The sequence below is a fragment of the Pedobacter nyackensis genome, from assembly GCF_032678475.1.
Taxonomy (GTDB): Bacteria; Bacteroidota; Bacteroidia; order Sphingobacteriales; family Sphingobacteriaceae; genus Pedobacter; species Pedobacter nyackensis_A.
Window position 1 is genome coordinate 667,325 of sequence record NZ_JAVTSF010000002.1, and the last position, 18,079, is coordinate 685,403.

17 protein-coding genes are annotated in these 18,079 nt (G+C 39.0%); 1 reads left to right on the forward strand and 16 read right to left on the reverse strand.

Going from position 1 to position 18,079, the window contains the following annotated elements:
- The first annotated feature begins 5 nt into the window (after positions 1-5).
- Positions 6-1,781, forward strand: a complete 1,776-nt coding sequence (locus tag R2Q84_RS10310; RefSeq protein ID WP_316816451.1) for an aminopeptidase P family protein — start codon at positions 6-8, stop codon at positions 1,779-1,781.
- 123 nt (positions 1,782-1,904) lie between these two features.
- Here the strand turns inward: R2Q84_RS10310 and R2Q84_RS10315 are convergent, their stop codons facing one another.
- The 16 genes from R2Q84_RS10315 to R2Q84_RS10390 form a co-directional block, all read right to left on the reverse strand.
- Positions 1,905-2,693, reverse strand: coding sequence for an SDR family oxidoreductase (locus R2Q84_RS10315; protein ID WP_316816452.1), 789 nt, complete (start codon positions 2,691-2,693; stop codon positions 1,905-1,907).
- A 14-nt stretch (positions 2,694-2,707) separates the two neighbouring features.
- On the reverse strand, positions 2,708-3,538 hold the full coding sequence (locus tag R2Q84_RS10320; protein WP_316816453.1) for an amidohydrolase family protein: 831 nt from the start codon (positions 3,536-3,538) through the stop codon (positions 2,708-2,710).
- Complete coding sequence (locus R2Q84_RS10325) at positions 3,525-4,382, reverse strand: fumarylacetoacetate hydrolase family protein (RefSeq protein WP_316816454.1); 858 nt, start codon at positions 4,380-4,382, stop codon at positions 3,525-3,527. Before R2Q84_RS10325 ends, R2Q84_RS10320 begins: the two co-directional genes overlap by 14 nt.
- 18 nt (positions 4,383-4,400) lie before the next feature.
- Positions 4,401-5,726, reverse strand: a complete 1,326-nt coding sequence (locus R2Q84_RS10330; RefSeq protein WP_316816455.1) for an alpha-L-fucosidase — start codon at positions 5,724-5,726, stop codon at positions 4,401-4,403.
- A gap of 11 nt (positions 5,727-5,737) precedes the next feature.
- The gene (locus R2Q84_RS10335) at positions 5,738-6,502 is read right to left on the reverse strand and encodes an SDR family NAD(P)-dependent oxidoreductase (RefSeq protein WP_316816456.1); all 765 of its coding nucleotides are present in this window, start codon (positions 6,500-6,502) and stop codon (positions 5,738-5,740) included.
- A 9-nt stretch (positions 6,503-6,511) separates the two neighbouring features.
- Positions 6,512-8,170: an altronate dehydratase family protein gene (locus tag R2Q84_RS10340; RefSeq protein ID WP_316816457.1), complete on the reverse strand. Its 1,659-nt coding sequence runs from the start codon at positions 8,168-8,170 to the stop codon at positions 6,512-6,514.
- Positions 8,161-8,508, reverse strand: coding sequence for an L-rhamnose mutarotase (locus tag R2Q84_RS10345; protein WP_316816458.1), 348 nt, complete (start codon positions 8,506-8,508; stop codon positions 8,161-8,163). The genes R2Q84_RS10340 and R2Q84_RS10345 overlap by 10 nt, the downstream gene beginning before the upstream one ends.
- On the reverse strand, positions 8,501-9,757 hold the full coding sequence (gene fucP, locus R2Q84_RS10350; RefSeq protein WP_316816459.1) for an L-fucose:H+ symporter permease: 1,257 nt from the start codon (positions 9,755-9,757) through the stop codon (positions 8,501-8,503). The genes R2Q84_RS10345 and fucP overlap by 8 nt, the downstream gene beginning before the upstream one ends.
- 572 nt (positions 9,758-10,329) lie before the next feature.
- Positions 10,330-11,190, reverse strand: coding sequence for a glucose-1-phosphate thymidylyltransferase RfbA (gene rfbA, locus R2Q84_RS10355; RefSeq protein WP_316816460.1), 861 nt, complete (start codon positions 11,188-11,190; stop codon positions 10,330-10,332).
- Between the two features lie 45 nt (positions 11,191-11,235).
- Positions 11,236-11,802, reverse strand: a complete 567-nt coding sequence (locus tag R2Q84_RS10360) for a DUF3109 family protein (protein ID WP_316816461.1) — start codon at positions 11,800-11,802, stop codon at positions 11,236-11,238.
- Between the two features lie 3 nt (positions 11,803-11,805).
- Positions 11,806-12,582, reverse strand: coding sequence for a DUF3108 domain-containing protein (locus tag R2Q84_RS10365; protein WP_316816462.1), 777 nt, complete (start codon positions 12,580-12,582; stop codon positions 11,806-11,808).
- A gap of 28 nt (positions 12,583-12,610) precedes the next feature.
- On the reverse strand, positions 12,611-13,126 hold the full coding sequence (locus R2Q84_RS10370; protein WP_316816463.1) for a DUF2480 family protein: 516 nt from the start codon (positions 13,124-13,126) through the stop codon (positions 12,611-12,613).
- A gap of 74 nt (positions 13,127-13,200) precedes the next feature.
- Entirely contained in the window at positions 13,201-15,297 is a 2,097-nt protein-coding gene (locus R2Q84_RS10375; protein WP_316816464.1) for a peptidylprolyl isomerase, read from the reverse strand.
- A 72-nt stretch (positions 15,298-15,369) separates the two neighbouring features.
- Positions 15,370-15,978 carry a hypothetical protein gene (locus R2Q84_RS10380; protein ID WP_316816465.1) on the reverse strand — a complete coding sequence of 203 codons (609 nt, stop codon included), beginning with the start codon at positions 15,976-15,978 and terminating at the stop codon, positions 15,370-15,372.
- 10 nt (positions 15,979-15,988) lie between these two features.
- Positions 15,989-17,308, reverse strand: a complete 1,320-nt coding sequence (locus tag R2Q84_RS10385; RefSeq protein WP_316816466.1) for a hypothetical protein — start codon at positions 17,306-17,308, stop codon at positions 15,989-15,991.
- The gene (locus R2Q84_RS10390) at positions 17,271-18,023 is read right to left on the reverse strand and encodes a type III pantothenate kinase (protein ID WP_316816467.1); all 753 of its coding nucleotides are present in this window, start codon (positions 18,021-18,023) and stop codon (positions 17,271-17,273) included. The genes R2Q84_RS10385 and R2Q84_RS10390 overlap by 38 nt, the downstream gene beginning before the upstream one ends.
- Positions 18,024-18,079: the final 56 nt, after the last annotated feature.

Here is an 18,079-nt window from a genome sequence, read left to right on the forward strand (position 1 = left end):
TGAATATGACTTATCAGGAAAAACTAGCTCAAATACGTAATCAAATGAAGGCCGATAATGTACATGCTTACATTATTCCATCTGCGGACCCTCATATTAGTGAATACTTGCCTAAACATTATAAGTGCATTCCCTTTGTTTCCGGATTTACAGGATCGGCAGGGACATTGGTCATCACTCATGATCATGCAGGCTTATGGACCGACTTCCGTTATTTCGAACAAGCTGCTGATGAATTAAAAAACAGCGGTTTTGAATTAATGAAACAAAAAGTTCAGCATGCCCCGGAATATATTCAGTTCTTAATTGAAAAACTAGACAAAGGTAGCTCAGTAGCTGCCGATGATAAATTATTATCAGTTTTGTTGGGAGACCTGCTTACCCAACAATTTGGTGCAAAAGAAATTAGCCTGACCAGTAAAGACTATCTAAGTTCTATATGGGAAAACAGACCGGAATTACCTTCAGAAAAAGCATTTTTAATTGAAGAACAACATATTGGTCAGTCGGTAAGATCCAAACTGGAACAAGTAAGACAAAGCTTACAAAAGCAAGGTGCAAGCTATCACCTGATTTCTTCGCTGGATGATCTTGCCTGGTTATTTAACATCCGCGGAAAAGACGTAAGTTATAACCCTGTCGTATTGAGCTTTGCCTTAATTAATCAGGACCATGCGACCCTTTTTATGGATGTAGATAAGCTTAGCCATAAAGAGAAAGAAAATCTATTGAGCAGTGGTGTCGAGGTATTACCTTACGAAGACATTGAAAAAGCACTTTCAAATATCCCGACAAACAGCTCAATATTTGTAGATCCAAAACGCAATTGCTTTGCTTTTTATAAGCTGATCCCAGCGTCGGTTAAGATCATCAAAGACACAAACCCAACTACAAATTTAAAAGCCATAAAAAATGAAACAGAGCTATCCAATACCAGAACAGCTATGCTCAAAGACGGTGTAGCAATTACCCGTTTCTTAAAATGGCTTTCAGAAAATATTGGAAAAATTACCATTACGGAGCTCTCTGCGGCGGCTGAACTGCGTAAGTTCAGAACTGAACAGGAAGGTTTTGTTGGCGACAGCTTTAATACTATCAGTGCATATAAAGCGCATGGTGCGCTGCCTCATTATGGAGCATCAGAAGAAAGCAACTCAGAAGTAAAAGCTGAAGGACTGTTCCTTGTTGATTCGGGTGGTCAGTATTTCTATGGTACTACAGACATTACCCGTACGATTCCTATGGGCAACAATACGGAAGAAGAAGCTACTGATTACACCCTGGTTTTAAAAGGTATGATTGATGGATGTAAAGTTCGTTTTCCTAAAGGTACTTGCGGTTATCAGATTGATGCGATCACCAGAAAACCGCTATGGGACTATGCCATAAACTACGGACACGGAACTGGCCACGGTGTAGGTTATTTCTTAAATGTACATGAAGGGCCACAGGTATTTAATCCTAGTGCAAGTCCTGTAGCTGTCGAGCTGGGTATGATTACATCTGTCGAGCCAGGAGTGTATCGTCCAGGTAAACATGGTATCCGCATTGAGAATCTGGTAAACACCATTAAAGATGTAAGCAATGATTTTAATGAATTCTATGCTTTTGAGGCTTTAACTATTGCACCAATCAGCACTAAAATTGTAAAAAAAGATTTACTGGAAAAAGCGCAAATTGATTGGTTAAACGGCTACAATGCTTTAGTATTTGAAAGATTAAGTCCGTTGTTGAATGCTGACGAAGCTGCTTTCTTAAAAGAGGAGACTAAAGCCATATAAATTATACAAGCAGGTCATCTTGTCTATATAGACCCTGCGATATGTATAATTAACAAAAAGACCTGATATGCTATGAAGAAGGCCTTCTCATAGCATATCAGGTCTTTTAGAAATGAAGTAGTATTACGCAGGACTAACAGATCTGTCTAAATGCACATATCCTCCATCTACATAAACCAATTGCCCGGTAGTATGACTCGAGGCATTGGAAAGCAAAAACACCGTTGCATTTGCAATTTCTTCAGCTGTTGTCATTCTTTGTCCAAAAGGTATCTTAGCCTTAATTGAAGCTAATTTTTCCTCCGAATTTGGAATAGAATTTATCCAGGTCTGATATAGGGGTGTATAACATTCCGCTACAATAACTGCATTTACACGAATCTCATAAGGCAATAACTCTAATGCCCATTCCCGGGTTAAAGCGTTCCTGGCACCATTAGATGCAGCATAAGCAGAAGTTCCGCCCTGTCCCGTATCTGCGACTTTAGAGCCTATATTAACAATAGATCCTTTCGAAGCCTTTAATGCCGGCAAAGCATGATGCGCCATTAAATAATAATGGATTACGTTCTTATGTAAACTCTCTACAAATTTCTCGTAATTGCCACTTTCAAGCCCCACGCCGTCATTTACACCTGCATTATTTACCAATCCATCAATCCGGCCAAACTTTTCCATAACCAGCTCTATTGCCTTAGCTGTATCTGCCGGATTGGTAAGCTCTGCGCCTACCTGAAAAACCTGTCCACCATTTGCGGTAATATCGTTGGCCAACTTCAGGTTATCTTGTTCATTGCGGCCTACAATTACCGGAATAGCGCCTTCTTTAGCCAATACCCTTACAATACCTTCTCCGATACCTTTTGCACCGCCGGTAACAATTACCACCTTATCTTTTAATTGCAAATCCATAGATTGCTGTATAATTATAAATTATAAAATTTTGTTGCATTACCTCCCCAGAACATTGCTTGCTCGGTGGCGGTCAATTTTGAAGTATACTGATCCGTCAGGTCAATTACCTGCTGATAAGAAGCTGCGAGTAAACAAACCGGCCAGTCAGATCCATACATCAACCGTTCCGCACCGAAAGCCTCGAAAACCACGTCCAGGTAAGGATTAAAATCTTCAAACTGCCAATTCTGCCAATCGGCCTCCGTTACCATACCCGAAACTTTACAATAGACATTCTCGTGTGCAGCTAAAGCAATAATATCCTTTTTCCATTCCTCGATTGTCCCATTCTTAATAGCTGGCTTAGCAATATGATCGACCACAAAAGGCTGGTCGGGAAACTTAGCCGCTAATTCCGCTGCATACTTCAGCTGATCGGGAAAGATCAATATATCATATGTATAGCCTAATGGTCTAAGCTTAGCAATTCCATTCACAAAGCCAGGCTTTAACATCAGGGCCCGGTCTTTCTCACCCTGAAGGATGTGCCTGAAACCTTTCAACTTGCTATAACCTGATAATGCAGCCAACTGATCATCAATATCTTGAGCCTGCAAGTCAACCCAACCAACAACACCTTTCACAAAGGCATTGTTACCGGCATTTTCAAGCTGAAAAATATTCTCGGCAGGAGACTGATCTGACTGGACTACAACACTTCCATCAAAATGATGTTGCTGAAGTTCAGCCAGCAATTGACCCGGCATAAAATCAGCTCTAAGCACAGCCATATCTTCTGAGATCCAGCTGTCCCTTACTTCATCATATATCCAGAAATGCTGATGGGAATCAATTTTTAACATAATTCTTCACCTTCTGTTTAGAGCTACCTAATCCGTCAATACCCAGCTCAACCACATCACCATCTTTAAGATAAATTGGAGGGTTAAAGCCAAGGCCAACACCTGCAGGTGTTCCCGTTGAAATCACATCTCCCGGAAGCAAAGTCATAAACTGGCTTAGGTAAGCCACTACAAAAGGAACATTAAAAATAAAGTTGGAAGTGTTCCCGTCCTGCATTTTCTCTCCATTTACTGTTAGCCACAAACGAAGGTTATCTACATCAGCAATTTCTTCTTTTGTAGCCATAAATGGACCAAGCGGAGCAAATGTATCACAACCTTTTCCTTTATCCCAGGTACCGTTTCTTTCGATCTGAAATTCGCGTTCTGAAACATCATTATGCAAAACATAACCCGCAACATAATCCAACGCATCTGCTTCGTCTACATAAGAAGCTTTTTTACCGATCACTACGGCAAGTTCAACTTCCCAGTCTGTTTTCACAGAGTTTTTAGGGATTATAATATCGTCAAAAGGCCCTACCAGTGCAGTAGTTGATTTCATGAAAACTACAGGTTCTGGTGGAATAGCTGCTCCTGTTTCTCTGGCATGATCAGCATAATTCAAACCAATACACACAATTTTTGAAGGACGTGCTACTGGTGATCCTAGTCGTGTTCCAGCAGGAATAACAGCCAGGTTACCTTCGTTAGCCTTAACAAACTCAGCAAGTCTTTCCAATCCATTTTCGTTAAAAAATTGTTCGTTATAATCTCCTCCAAAAGCAGAAGTATCGTACCAGGTATCATTTAAAATTACACCGATTTTTTCCTGATCGGCAGCGCCCCATCTAATTAATTTCATCTAAATATTTTTTTGTTCCTATTTTATTTTCAATTCAATAATTGTGTCGATGTCATCCATTGTTACACCATCTAAGTACACAATTGTTTCATCTTTTGTTTGTTTAAACTTTAGCTTGGCCCCGTTCTCCATTAAAGATGCAGAAACAACCTTCTGTTTTAGCTTTGGTAAAGTAATAAAAGTCTTAGCGATTTTATGAATAACATGTGCATATAAAGCTTTATCCTTTCCAGTCACTAATCCCCAATCCTGCACGTCAATAATATTTCCACGGGTACCATAAATCGTAGATCCATGCCTTTTTACCCATTCTCCTACTTTAGCCAGTGTATCTACATTTTCAGGTTGGATTACACCATTAGGCATCGGGCCAACGTTAAGTAAGAAGTTTGCATCTCTTCCTGCGTCATTCACAAGGTAATGAATCAGCTGTTTTACTGTTTTATACTTTCTATCGGTGATGTTAAAGCCCCAGGTATTGTTCATCGTCTCACAGGTTTCCAACGGAAGCTGAGAAACACTGGCACCGCCAAATCCAGTGGTATTCAATCCCGGAAGATCTTTCTCAAATAGTTGGAAATCTTCACCCTCAATTGGAGATAAATGGTGATTGTTCCCAACCAAACATTGCGGCTGTAATTTATGGATCAGGCTATAAATCTCATCATAGTGCCAATCTACTTTTGATTTTAAACTCTTATCATAGTCATTGTCTAACTGATCCCAGTGCCCATCAAACCATATACCCCCTATTTCACCATAGTTTGTCAGTAATTCCGTCAATTGAGCTTTCATAAAAGAGATATAATCATCCCAGTTGCCTTTCTTCGTACGACCTGTCCCCTGACCTGTTTTACCTGTTGAATATGCATAGTCGTCGCGTGACCAGTCTAACAATGAATAATACAGGAATAATTTTATTCCCTGTTTTTTACATTCTTTAGCCAGTTGGGCAACTACATCCTTTCCATATGGTGTTTCAGTTATTTTCCAATCGGACTGTTTGGTATCCCAATTGCTAAAACCATCATGGTGGCGGGTAACGAATGTGATGTATTTCATTCCAGCACTTTTTGCGGCCGACACCCATTTTTCAGCATTAAAAGCAGTTGGATTAAAGATATCTTTCAAACGCTTATAATCCTCTACTTTAATATTTTTATTGTTCATCACCCATTCTCCATCACTGAGCACACTAAAAGCCCCCCAATGAATAAACATCCCAAATTTCATGTCCTGAAATTCCTTTCGTGCTGCCAGATTTGCTGCCGTAGGGGTGTAATGTTGTGCTTTCAGGCCTAATGAAGCGCTAATAAAAATGAATAAAATAAAGAATGGTTTCATATATGTGGCTTTTAGTTGTTCAGTTTAATAAAACCGCCATCCAATGGGTAGTCGTTTCCTGTAACAAAACCAGATTCATCAGCGCATAGATAAAGCGCCAGTGCAGCAACTTCCTCAGGTTTACCCATACGGCCTATTGGCTGGCTTTTCGACAACTTCTCGAATATTTCGGCTTCCTGGCCCGCGTAATTTTTAGCAATAAACCCATCTACGAAAGGGGTATGTACCCTTGCAGGTGATATGCTGTTACAACGGATTCCATCTGCCATATAATCTTTAGCTACCGAGAGCGTCATGGCATAAATTGCACCTTTACTCATTGAGTATGCGAAACGATCTGACAAGCCTACTAATGCGCCAATAGAAGCCATGTTCAGCACAACACCTGAACCATTCTCTTTCATGACAGGAATAGTTGCGTACAGACAATTGTAAGCTCCTTTTACGTTCACATCAAAAACCTTAATAAAATCCGCTTCCGAAGTATTGTCTGCTCTCCCAATATGTGCAATACCTGCATTGTTTACCAGAATGTCAATTTTACCAATTTGTTTAAATACATTTACTACAGCTTCCTGGTTACTTACATCACAACCATAAACATCAGCTGTTCCTCCAGCTTCCTTGATTTCATTTACCGTCTGCTCCCCTGCATCTGCATTTAGTTCTATAATATGAACAAATGCTCCCTGTTTGGCAAAAAGCACTGATATTGCTTTTCCGATCCCGCTTCCGCCACCTGTAATAATTGCTGATTTTCCTTTTAAACTAAACATTTTTAATAATTATAATGAAACTCCTCTTTTCCAAGGTATAAAGTCGTCCTGATTTAACTGCACCGCCTTGGGAATCTCTTCTCCACTTGCAGCCTTAATACAGTATTCCAGGATCTCCGTACCCATTTCTTCAATGGTTTTCTCTCCGCGGATAATTGCACCTGTGTCTATATCAATAATATCACTCATTCTCGTTGCCAAAGCAGTATTGGTTGCCACTTTAATTACCGGACAAACAGGATTTCCAGTTGGCGTCCCCAAGCCAGTCGTAAATAAAATTAAAGTTGCGCCACTTGCAGCCTTCCCTGTTGTCGCTTCAACATCATTACCTGGAGTACAGACTAAACTCAAACCTGGTTTTGTTACCGGTTCAGTATAGTCCAACACATCAACTACAGGAGAAGTTCCTGCTTTTTTTGCAGCTCCGGTACTTTTTATTGCGTCTGTAATCAAACCGTCTTTAATATTACCCGGCGAAGGGTTCATATGAAATCCTGATCCCACAGCATGTGCCTGAGCATCATACTCCTGCATAAGTCTGATAAATTTCTCAGCAGTAGGCTCATTTACACACCTGTCGATAATATTCTGTTCAGCCCCACATAGTTCAGGGAACTCTGCCAATAAAACTTTAGCACCTAAAGCTACCAACAAGTCAGAAGTATATCCAACAGCAGGATTTGCAGAAATACCACTAAAACCATCGCTACCACCACATTTAACACCCACGCATAATGCGCTGAGGGGGGCTGGCTTTCTAGTAATTTTATTGATCTCCGTTAAACCTAAAAATGTTTGATGAATAGCATCTTTAACCAACTGCTCTTCACTCTGACTTTTCTGCTGTTCAAATACTAATACGGGTTTATCAAATGATGGGTTTCTTTGCTTAACATCATCCAACAGATTTTGGGTCTGCAGGTGCTGACAGCCCAGGCTAAGTACGGTTATCCCTGCAACATTGGGATGATCTGCATAAGCAGCCAATAGCTGGCTCAATAATGCAGAATCTTGCCTGGTTCCACCGCAACCACCCTGGTGATTTAAAAATTTAACACCATCAACATTCTTAAAAACTCTTTTTTTAAGTGGTTCAACTGGCGAAAGTCCTTCAATTTTAAAGGATGAAACATCTTCTCCAGCCTGATATGCTTCTAGTAGCTCTTCTGCAAACTGTTTGTATTTATCCGTTACAGTATAGCCAAGTGTATTGTATAGCGACTCTTTAATTACATCAAGATTTCTATTTTCACAGAAAACTGTCGGCACAAAAAGCCAATAATTTGCTGTACCTACTCTTCCATCCGCTCGGTGGTATCCATTAAACGTTCTGTTAATGAATTTCGAAACATCAGGCACGTGCCATTCGTAATTCACCTTGCGATAAGCATAGTCCTGCGAAGCATGATGTACATTCTCTGTTGTCATTAATCCACCCTGCTGAATAGCAGTTGTTGCCTTTCCCACCAGCACACCATACATTAAAACCTCGGCACCTACAGCCAGGTCCTCAATAAAGAACTTATGCTTGGCATTTATGTCATCCTTCAATGTGATGACCTTACCATTCCACTCTATGATTTGTCCTTTAGGCAAATCCTGCAAAGCCACCAACACATTATCATCGGGGTGTATTTGCAAAAAACTTTTCACTGCTTCTACTGACATTGGGCCTTTAAGTCAAATATTTTATCCATCATTATCCATTTCTCTCCAGGTTTGGCTCCTGGCACTGCCTGCTGATATTTCCACATCAGCGTTTCCCATTCCTGAACCTTATCATTTGCAGCATCCATGCTGGCTTTAACCGCAAAGCTAAATGTCTCATTTACTTCCATAATCATAAACAAGCGGTTCCCCGTCCTGTATATTTCCATATTTTCGATTCCTGCGCTAGTGATACTCTCTAAAATTTCAGGCCACACTTTACGATGCATTTCTTCATATTCAGCAATCAACTGCTCGTCAGGGACCAAATCCAGTGTTAGGCAATATCTGTTATTCATAGCTTGTTCTTTTAATAACTTTATGTCCGTTTAAACCAAAAAGGAAGACAACCACAAAACATATTAACGGAATAATATACCCAGTTTGTATGTTGTGTGTTTCATCACTTATATAACCCATCACAGGCGGTAATATTGCCCCGCCAACAATTGACATAATAATCAAACTACTACCAAATTTAGTGTCTTTACCAAGGTCTTTAATTCCCAGAGAGAAAATGGTAGGAAACATGATTGACATAAAGAAGGCGATACCAATTACAGCATACAAGGCCACTGTTCCACCAGACATAATAGCGACCACACAAAGCATCACATTAATCAATGCATAAATAGCCAACAAACGATCCGGCTTAATGAATTTCATTAAGAAAGTCCCAAAGAACCTGCCGATCATGAAGGCCATCCCCATACCATATCCTGCATATTGGGCAGCCTTCTGTTCATCAATTCCAGCGGCTTTAGTTGCGTATAGTATAAAGAAACTAAAGACACATACCTGAGCACCAACGTAAAAAAACTGAGCAACAACAGCCCAACTTAAATGTCTGTGCTTCAACGCGTGAATTATCCCGGTTTTTTCACCTTCCTGTTCTTTTGTTTCTTTTATTTCAGGAAGTTTTAAGAAGAAAAATATGACTGCAATTACCAAAATGATGCTTCCCAAAATAAAGTAAGGCATTTTTACAGTCGATGCTTCAGATGCAAGGGCAATCTGTCTTGCACTATCTGTCATGCTGCTAAGTTCAGCCTCTGAATAGCCCTTGGTTAAAATGATCTTCGCGCCGATAATAGGAGCTAACGTCGCTGCCAGTCCATTAAATGATTGTGCGAAATTTAATCGAAAAGACGAACTTTCAGGGGGGCCTAATAAAGAGGCATATGGATTTGCTGCCGTTTCAAGGATAGTTAGTCCGCAGGCAATGATAAATAATGCAAATAAAAAGAAGAAATATGACTGTGTATTTGCGGCTGGGATAAACAAGAATGATCCTATAGCAAACAAGAGTAGCCCCATAATTATCCCGGTTTTATAACCATATTTTTTCATTAAAAATCCAGCTGGCAAAGCCATGATGAAATAGGCGATAAAAACTGCCGAATCGACTAATGAAGCTTGTAAAGTAGAAAGGCTAAATGACTTCTTTAAATGCGGAATTAATATCGGATCAAGGTTATGTACAAAACCCCACATAAAAAACAGCGAGGTGATCATGATAAAAGGAAAGAGATAATTGTTTTTTGTCATTTGAATTAAGTATTTGGTTATTCAAAGGACGCAAATTCTGACTCTATTTATTTTATGATATTATCATATGATTAAACGATTTTGGCATATAAAGTGACCATTCTCCTTAAAGTCTGGCATCTTTTGTGAAAAACAAAAGCGCCTAAGGTCTTTTCGGAGAAGGTAACTTTATTTTTCACACAAAGTTTATTGCAAGCTTTCCATACCAATCACCTAAGAGGATTTCAGGCAAAAGGCATAATTGAATTTCATGAAAATAATGCAAAACATACTGTAGGCTTTCATACACAATACATGGTAAAGTTTCATGCAAAGCCTAGAATAGTATACAATCGGTTAAACATCTAAATCGAATTATAAAAAAAGCCTCGGTTACCCGAAGCTCTATATCTTATTAAGATGTAAACACGATAAACTTTAAAAAGCATCAAGAACGTATTAAGCCTTAAACTTTAATACGCTCAACATAAACTCCTATACATTTCTGTTTGACAAATAAAATTACCTTCTCTGAGGCGACCTTAGGCACTTTTGCTTTTTCAGCAAAAGATGCCAGACGCAGAAGAGAACGGTTATTTTATTATTTTTAGCAGATACTCTCCATACCCACTCTTCACCAAAGGCATAGCAACAGTCCGCAATTGTTCTTTATCAATATACCCCATGCGATAAGCTACCTCTTCAATACATCCGATCTTTAAGCCTTGTCTGTCTTCTATAACCTGCACAAACTGACCTGCCTGCATCAATGAAGCAAAAGTTCCCGTATCTAACCAGGCTGTTCCTCGGCTTAACACCCCAACTTTTAACTTCCCCTGTTCCAGATAAACTTTATTCACGTCGGTAATTTCATACTCGCCCCGCGCAGATGGTTTAATATTTTTAGCGATTTCGACTACTGAATTATCATAGAAATATAGTCCCGGAACTGCGTAGCTCGATTTAGGTACCAGAGGTTTTTCTTCAATGGAAATTGCTGTGTATTGCTCATCAAATTCTACTACGCCGTATCTTTCCGGATCAGAAACCCTATAGGCGAACACAATACCACCATCAGGATCTGAACTAGACTGTAATATTCTTGATATCCCATCTCCATAAAAAATATTGTCGCCCAACACCAGTGCTACTTTGTCAGTACCGATAAAATCAGCTCCGATAACGAATGCCTGGGCCAAACCATTTGGTTGTTCCTGTACCGCATAAGAAAATTTACATCCCAATCGTGAGCCATCACCTAACAATTTTTCAAAGTTAGGCAGGTCATGTGGCGTAGAAATGATCAGAACCTCTTTTATCCCTGCCAGCATTAAAATAGACAAAGGGTAGTAAATCATCGGCTTATCGTAAACAGGCATCATCTGCTTGCTCATTACCAGAGTCAAAGGATGAAGTCGGGTACCGCTTCCTCCTGCTAAAATTATTCCTTTCAAGTGGTATATATTTGAGGTTAATACTTATTAGGCCTGATTTACAGGTTAGATATTCGAAGATACACTATTTTCTAATTCGGCAAACCATTCAGCGCCATACTTTCGGATCAAGGGGCCTTTCAGAAACTGATAGACAGGAACTTTTAGCTCGCGGCCAAATGAACAGGCATCATGGCAGATATGCCACCTGTCATAATTTAGCACTTCGAACTCAGGATATTGGGTAATCCTTATTGGATACAAATGACACGAAATTGGTTTCTGCCAATCTACCAATCCCTGTTCATAGCCTTTTTCTATTCCACATTTTGTAATCCCGTTTTCGAAAGTCACATAAGCACATTCTTTATTCCCATCTACACAAGGTGTAGTCAGATCCCCATCTGCATCAACAACAGAGGTCCCCTGTTCTTCAATTGCCGCGATCCCTTTAGGTTCGAGCAAATGTTTAATTTTTGGATAAATATCCTTAAGAATAGCAGTCTCTGCTACATCAAGCGGTGCCCCCGCATCTCCTTCTACACAACAAATGCCTTTGCACTTATTCAGATTACAGACAAAACTCTCCGCAATGACATCCTCATGAACCAGTGTATTCTGTACTTCTATCATTTTTTAATTAACTATAGCCAAAGGATATTTTAATCCATCAGCTGATTTGATCTCCATGGTTACAGAACCAACTATAATCTCAACCTGAGCCTTTACAGGCACCCTGTTGCCGTCATCTGTTATCCAAAGGTATAATTTACTATCTTTTCTAAAAACACGCCCAGGCTTTATCGAAGGACTAAATTTCAGACATTTTATTTTCCCTAACTTGGTTTTTACAACTTCTCTACCTACAAACTGAATTTCAAGCTGATTAATTTCATCACCAAGAAAATAATTCAGCTTCACTAAATCACCGCTCTTCATTTTTGAAATATCGAGACTACGCGCAAAGTAATAGGCAGATACGAGATCGAAAGTTTGAGTGGTTGGTGTGGTAAACGTACCTTGTGTAGCAACTACCTTTTTATTCTCTTGCTGAAACCTTGCTTTATCATGTCTTCTATAACTTCCTTCGCGGATATTCTCCTGATAGAAATAGGGCTTTAGGTTATTCTTATCTATGTAGGAATCATAATGGTCTCTTATTTTATAGAAGATATCAAATGTACCTGACGTTTCGCCATCTACCAATAACTTGAATGTAGGTTTCCCATCAAACTTGAGATCAGACTCCTGCACCTTCAGTGTCCCTTCTGCAGCAGTGATAAACCCATATTTCAACTTATACTTTAGCACCTCTCCAGCCTGAAAGACCGGTTCCTTTACAAAGGGCAATTCCTGCGCAAGCCCATTAAAGCCTAGAAATGTAATAACGACAAACAATAAGGTTCTTCTCATAACTAAGCTAAAACAAAAAGCAAACCAATTAATCCTTACGCTTATAGATAGGTACAGTAGAACAAGGTTCTCCGTACATAATACTCTTCACTACAGGAGTCAGCAGATTTGTAATTTCTACGTATGCAGCGGTTGTTACATCAATATCAGCACACCCCTTAATCACTACACGTTCTCCCGCAAAAGTTTCAATATCTATTTTAGCCAGGGCTTTTGTAAACAAAACAGCCTCCAGTGTTTCAAGGCTTCCAAAAACGATTTCATTTGCATGAGGCCTCATTTTATTTGCCAGCAACATATAGGCCCAGGTTGGCACAATAGCATCTGCACTGCAGATTATAGCAATGTTCTTACCTGCATATACCGACCAGTCGTGATTTTTGATAAACTCTCTAAAATCCTTTTCTCTAAGCATAAGCCCATGAAAAAGATTGTCTTTTATGTCATAAACAACCCTTTCACCTGGGTGAAAGTACTCTTCCAGGTTAAGGGTAATTAACCCACTTGCCGCTACTTTATTGACGAAATTTTCCTGAATATCCATGTTGCATATCTCTTTAAATATAAAAAAAGCCGGAAGCTAAACAGCTTCCGGCTACAAAATTACGTAAAATAAGATTAATAGAATTTCACCCTATTGTCTTTTATCTTGCTTTTATCTTGTAATGCCTGGAATGCCGCTCCTAAAGAACGTTGCGCATTCGTCTGCATCATAGTCTCTTTTTGCTTGTAAGTATTTGCCAGAGGAGCTGGATTACTAAATCCGTCTACACTAAACACATATACACCCTGACTACCGTCAACAGCTTTCGAAAGTTTTCCTGGCTGAGAACCAAAAACGGCTCCAACTAGTTTATTTTCCTGAGCAGCCCCCGGGATAATCGGATTAGCAAACACGATGTTCTCAACAGGAGCAACTTGTTTACCTAATTTCTGCGCTACCTGCTCAATTTTAGAAGCACCTTCTAATGCTTTGTTTGCTTTTTCAGTCAACATTTTAGCCTTAACAGCTATGCGAACCATTGGCTCGATATCTTTTTTAACCGCTTCAAGAGATAGCGTTCCTTTTGGCATCACATTAGTTACACGTGCAACCACGTAAGCATTATCCATCTGATAAACCTCTTTAAGTACATCACCTTTATCTGCTTCATAAGCATCACGGATCAACTGACGAGGGTTATCTAAACCAGGAGCAAAACCTTGTGTAGGAGTAACCTTATCTGCAACGCCTAATGTAAGTCCCTTTTTCTTGGCTAGTTCGGCAAAATTTCCACTGTTGGCTTCATTAAGGAAGCTATTTGCTTGTTTGTAAGCTGCATCTCTTGTTTTGTTACTTGAAACCAGTCCTTTTTCTATGTAAGCAAGTTTAGCAACTTTTGAAGAACCAACTTGTTTCTCGATTTTAATCAAATGCACACCGAACTGAGAAGTCACTACTTTAAGATCTCCTGCTTTACCATTGAAGGCGGCGTCTTCAAACACAGGGACCATTTGTCCGCGACTAAACGTTCCCAAATCTCCACCTTTATCTTTAGAACCGTCAATGCTATATTGTTGCGCAAGCGTAGCAAAGCTAGCACCATTCTGAACTAGTGTTCTTAAAGAGTCAGCTAATTTCTTTGCCTTATCTACACCACCTAATTTCGATGGATCAATTAAAATATGGCTTGCTTTTACTGAATCTGGTGAAAAACGCGTATCTACAACCTTAACCAACTTATAAGAGTTTCCTGAGAACTTAGGGCCATAAAAGCTACCTGCAGGAAGATTGAAAACAACTGAATCTACTGCCGGGTCTAATTTACCTTTTGACATATAAGTATAAGGCACTTTTACATCAGAATTAACTGCAGCAAATAAAGAATCGTTCGCTGCGGTTCTAAAATCTGCAGCCAGTTTTTCAACTTGTGTTTTAACAGCAGCAGAATCTGCCTTTGTTGGATTTACACTAAAGGCTACATATTCAAATGAACGCGTTTCTGTTGGATTATTGAAACGTTCTTTATTTTCGTTATAATAATCTGAATAATCAGACTCTGTTGGCTTTACATCTGCATCAGGAATTGAAGCATAGTCAAGTACTGTATATTTGAAACTTGCCAGTTTATTACGGTTTAAATACTCATCATTTGCTTCCAATGTGGTTACATAGATAGAGTTTGTAATCAGGTTTGCATATTTCTTTTGAAGTGCTTGTTTTTCAATTTCAATTTCAACAGCTCTCAATTGTGGAGCAACTTTAGGATCTTTATAACCTTCTTTAAATGTTCTAAGCACCTGTGCTCTATCTACCTCACCGGTTTGAGGGTTACCAAAATATTGTACAATTATCGGACTTGGGTTATTCCCTTTAATAAGGTCTGCCAACTCATCGCTTGATACAGTTAAACCTAACCTGGTATATTCTTTACCTAAAAGGATACCAGCAAGTTCACCCTGCCAAACGTTGTCTACAGCCATAGCTTGCATCTGAGGATTACCAGAACCACCGTACTGTTGCTTAAACTGAGCTAAACTCTGGTCTACTTTTGGACCAAACTGATCTATACTAATTTCTTCACCGTCAACTGATCCTACTACCTTTTGAGATTCAGCCCAAAAAGGCTTACCTACGTTAATTGCATCGCCAACTAAAAATGCAACAATTGCAAAACCGATAGCTCCTATCAAAATATAGCCAGCACGATTCCGCAAAAATGTCATTAATCCCATAATATTCTTATTTATAATTCTTTTTTAAGAGCGCGCAAGATACAACTTTTGCGAAAAAAAGAAAACATTAAATTATTCGCCAAATTTTTCTTCAATAAATGTCTCCCCATAGCCACTTCCGGTGTTGTAATAACTGAAGTCCTGGGGGGCACTAAAGTTCACTGCATTCGCAAAAGAGCCATCTGGTTTTGTTACAACTCCTTTAGGAGAAAAGAACATACGTTTGTTCTCATCCCAGATCAGCTCCTCTGTATTAAAAGTCAACGTCTGATTCACCACAACAACATTTCTTTTAAAAATAGTCAGCTTTTCTGTCTCTTTCATAATGGCGTAATCAGAAGTAATAGATCCTGTTATCACCTGATTTTCATCCAAAAACTGAATCTTCACCCCTTTTGGCATTTCCGAGAAAGTTATTCCACTAGATGGAGTAATCTTATCCAGTACCGGTGCAAAACCTTTAGCTTTTACCTTTGCAGAATCACTGTAAATAATTTCAACTCCCTTAGTCCGGTTGGTATCCAAACTAATTTTCTTTGATAATTTTGCCGCCTTTTTTAGATCGTCATCAGCACAAGAACTTAATGAGAATTGAATTACACATAGCAAAATCATACAAAAAACTAAACCCGGACTTTTTATCCAGGTATAATTATTTAATAAAGATGATGAAACTGCCATAAACGGATCATTAGTCAAACTTGAAGCGTCTGAACCAGGTATCGTTAAGCGTAAAACCTAAATGAATGTTGATATAATTCTCCTGAACCAGTCCACTTTTCAAAGTTCCTCTTCTTCCAACTTCAGTAGTAATGTTAATTTTATTAGCAACGAATCGGTTGATCGCCAAAGGCAAACCTAAACCAAAAGTAACCGCCATTTGTTTAACGTCCTGATCTCCTATTTTGATATAAGTCTTATCATACATAAATCCAAGTCTGTAATCAACTCTATTGAAATAACTACCGATTGAATTCATATCAGGTGTAAGTTGTCCGCCTACTGAAGCACCCCAACTATCTTCAAGTCCACTATTTACACCATCCATACTCAATTTAGACCAGTTTCCGGTTCTAAAATCGGCCCCTACAAGCCATTTATTATCTTTTTGTATAGCGATACCAAAATTGTGAACTAAAGGAAGTTTCAATTTCGCAGAGCCATTTTCTACAAAAACAGGTGTATCAATAGCAGTTCCTTCATCTCCTGTGGTTTGTCTCAGGTACCTTGTAACCAGGAAAGTCTTTTTTGAATTGATGCTGGAAGGAGAAGATCCGGAGTACCCTAATGTAATACGGCTCTTAGCACTTAGAGGGATTTCATATTGCATACCATAGGAGAAACTAATACCGCCTACACTATTTTTATCTTGTTGTTTAGTATTCAATGAAGGAACAGTTTGCAACTCTAAAGCACGGTTTTCAAGCAGATTACCAAAAACATACTCCACATTTACTCCAACTCTGAAGTGGTCTCCAAACTGCTGACCTAATCCAAAGTAAGCCTTTGTTAAACCACCTTCTCCTGAATACAATTTATTTACTGCAGTGGTATCACCATCCAGCTTTCCAACATTGCTAAACTGGTACCCAAGGTCTGTATAAGGAAGTAAGCCGAAACTTAAACCCGTACGACCAGCTTTAATCGGAAAAGCAAGAGCCACGTGACTTAAAGTGGCATTAAAGCTACCTTCAGTCAGGTTATCTTTCTTAAGTTGTTTAAATCCACCACTCATACCCACATCAACGGTAGTTAAGGTGACGCCTGCATAAGAAGCAGGGTTTTGCATATTGATATTACTAAAATAATCATTGGGTTTGTATACAGCGGTTGAAATTCCGCCCATGGCCCTGAATTGAGGAAGCAACAATCCTTTAACATTTCCAAGACCATATCTTGAATATGGAGATTGTGAAGTTACCTGTGCTTCAACATTTACACTGGCGAACAAGATGATTACCGCTACTATATAATTAATTTTTTTGTACATATTCAAATGCAATAACTTCATTTAATCCTTTTAATACCAAATACGGATCGTGTATAATTTGAGGCGCAAAGATGCTGTTTTTTAATTGTTCTAGCAAAAAAGCAGCGTTACCCCCTGTTAACAATACCGTCAGGCCTATATTTTCTTTATTATAAGAGGATATAAAACCCTCAACCTCATTTATTACTCCTTGTAAAACACCATTTTTAATCGCCGAACTGGTATCTGTTCCGTTAGGTATTTCCGCTTCAGGCTCCCAATTCACCAATGGCAATCTATCTGTAAAATGATGCAGCGCTTTAAAACGCATATCTATCCCCAGGCTAATGCTACCTCCATAATATTCTTTACTGCTGTTCAGTAAATCATATGTAATACAGGTACCAGAATCAATCATCAAACAATTTCGTCCAGTATAGCAGCTATTTGCAGCTATCACTTTAGCCCATCTGTCTAAACCCAGTGTTGAAAGTGTTTTATAATAATTCTTTATTCCGGTGTTAATGTTGGTAGAAAAAGGAATATAATTAGTGTTCGACTCCAGAACATCAATTACTTCCTGTAAATCTTCTCTAACAATGGAAACAGACGAATTGATTACATTGTATTCTTTTATTAATCTGATCAATTCAGCAGGCACAAGATCTTTAAAAACCTGGTAGTAAACTATAGCCTTTTCATTAAAAACGGCAAGTTTACTATTTGTGTTACCAATATCTATAACCAAATTATGCATGAACAGCTCCAAACTTCATTGCACAAAGCTATCAATCTTTAGTTAGTTTCAAGGTT

Bases quoted from the DNA above. Each gene is read 5' to 3' on its own strand.
- R2Q84_RS10310 (WP_316816451.1), top strand. From the start codon at position 6: ATGACTTATCAGGAAAAACTAGCTCAAATACGTAATCAAATGAAGGCC.
- R2Q84_RS10315 (WP_316816452.1), bottom strand. From the start codon at position 2,693: ATGGATTTGCAATTAAAAGATAAGGTGGTAATTGTTACCGGCGGTGCA.
- R2Q84_RS10320 (WP_316816453.1), bottom strand. From the start codon at position 3,538: ATGTTAAAAATTGATTCCCATCAGCATTTCTGGATATATGATGAAGTA.
- R2Q84_RS10325 (WP_316816454.1), bottom strand. From the start codon at position 4,382: ATGAAATTAATTAGATGGGGCGCTGCCGATCAGGAAAAAATCGGTGTA.
- R2Q84_RS10330 (WP_316816455.1), bottom strand. From the start codon at position 5,726: ATGAAACCATTCTTTATTTTATTCATTTTTATTAGCGCTTCATTAGGC.
- R2Q84_RS10335 (WP_316816456.1), bottom strand. From the start codon at position 6,502: ATGTTTAGTTTAAAAGGAAAATCAGCAATTATTACAGGTGGCGGAAGC.
- R2Q84_RS10340 (WP_316816457.1), bottom strand. From the start codon at position 8,170: ATGTCAGTAGAAGCAGTGAAAAGTTTTTTGCAAATACACCCCGATGAT.
- R2Q84_RS10345 (WP_316816458.1), bottom strand. From the start codon at position 8,508: ATGAATAACAGATATTGCCTAACACTGGATTTGGTCCCTGACGAGCAG.
- fucP (WP_316816459.1), bottom strand. From the start codon at position 9,757: ATGACAAAAAACAATTATCTCTTTCCTTTTATCATGATCACCTCGCTG.
- R2Q84_RS10360 (WP_316816461.1), bottom strand. From the start codon at position 11,802: ATGATAGAAGTACAGAATACACTGGTTCATGAGGATGTCATTGCGGAG.
- R2Q84_RS10365 (WP_316816462.1), bottom strand. From the start codon at position 12,582: ATGAGAAGAACCTTATTGTTTGTCGTTATTACATTTCTAGGCTTTAAT.
- R2Q84_RS10370 (WP_316816463.1), bottom strand. From the start codon at position 13,126: ATGGATATTCAGGAAAATTTCGTCAATAAAGTAGCGGCAAGTGGGTTA.
- R2Q84_RS10375 (WP_316816464.1), bottom strand. From the start codon at position 15,297: ATGGGATTAATGACATTTTTGCGGAATCGTGCTGGCTATATTTTGATA.
- R2Q84_RS10380 (WP_316816465.1), bottom strand. From the start codon at position 15,978: ATGGCAGTTTCATCATCTTTATTAAATAATTATACCTGGATAAAAAGT.
- R2Q84_RS10385 (WP_316816466.1), bottom strand. From the start codon at position 17,308: ATGAAGTTATTGCATTTGAATATGTACAAAAAAATTAATTATATAGTA.
- R2Q84_RS10390 (WP_316816467.1), bottom strand. From the start codon at position 18,023: ATGCATAATTTGGTTATAGATATTGGTAACACAAATAGTAAACTTGCC.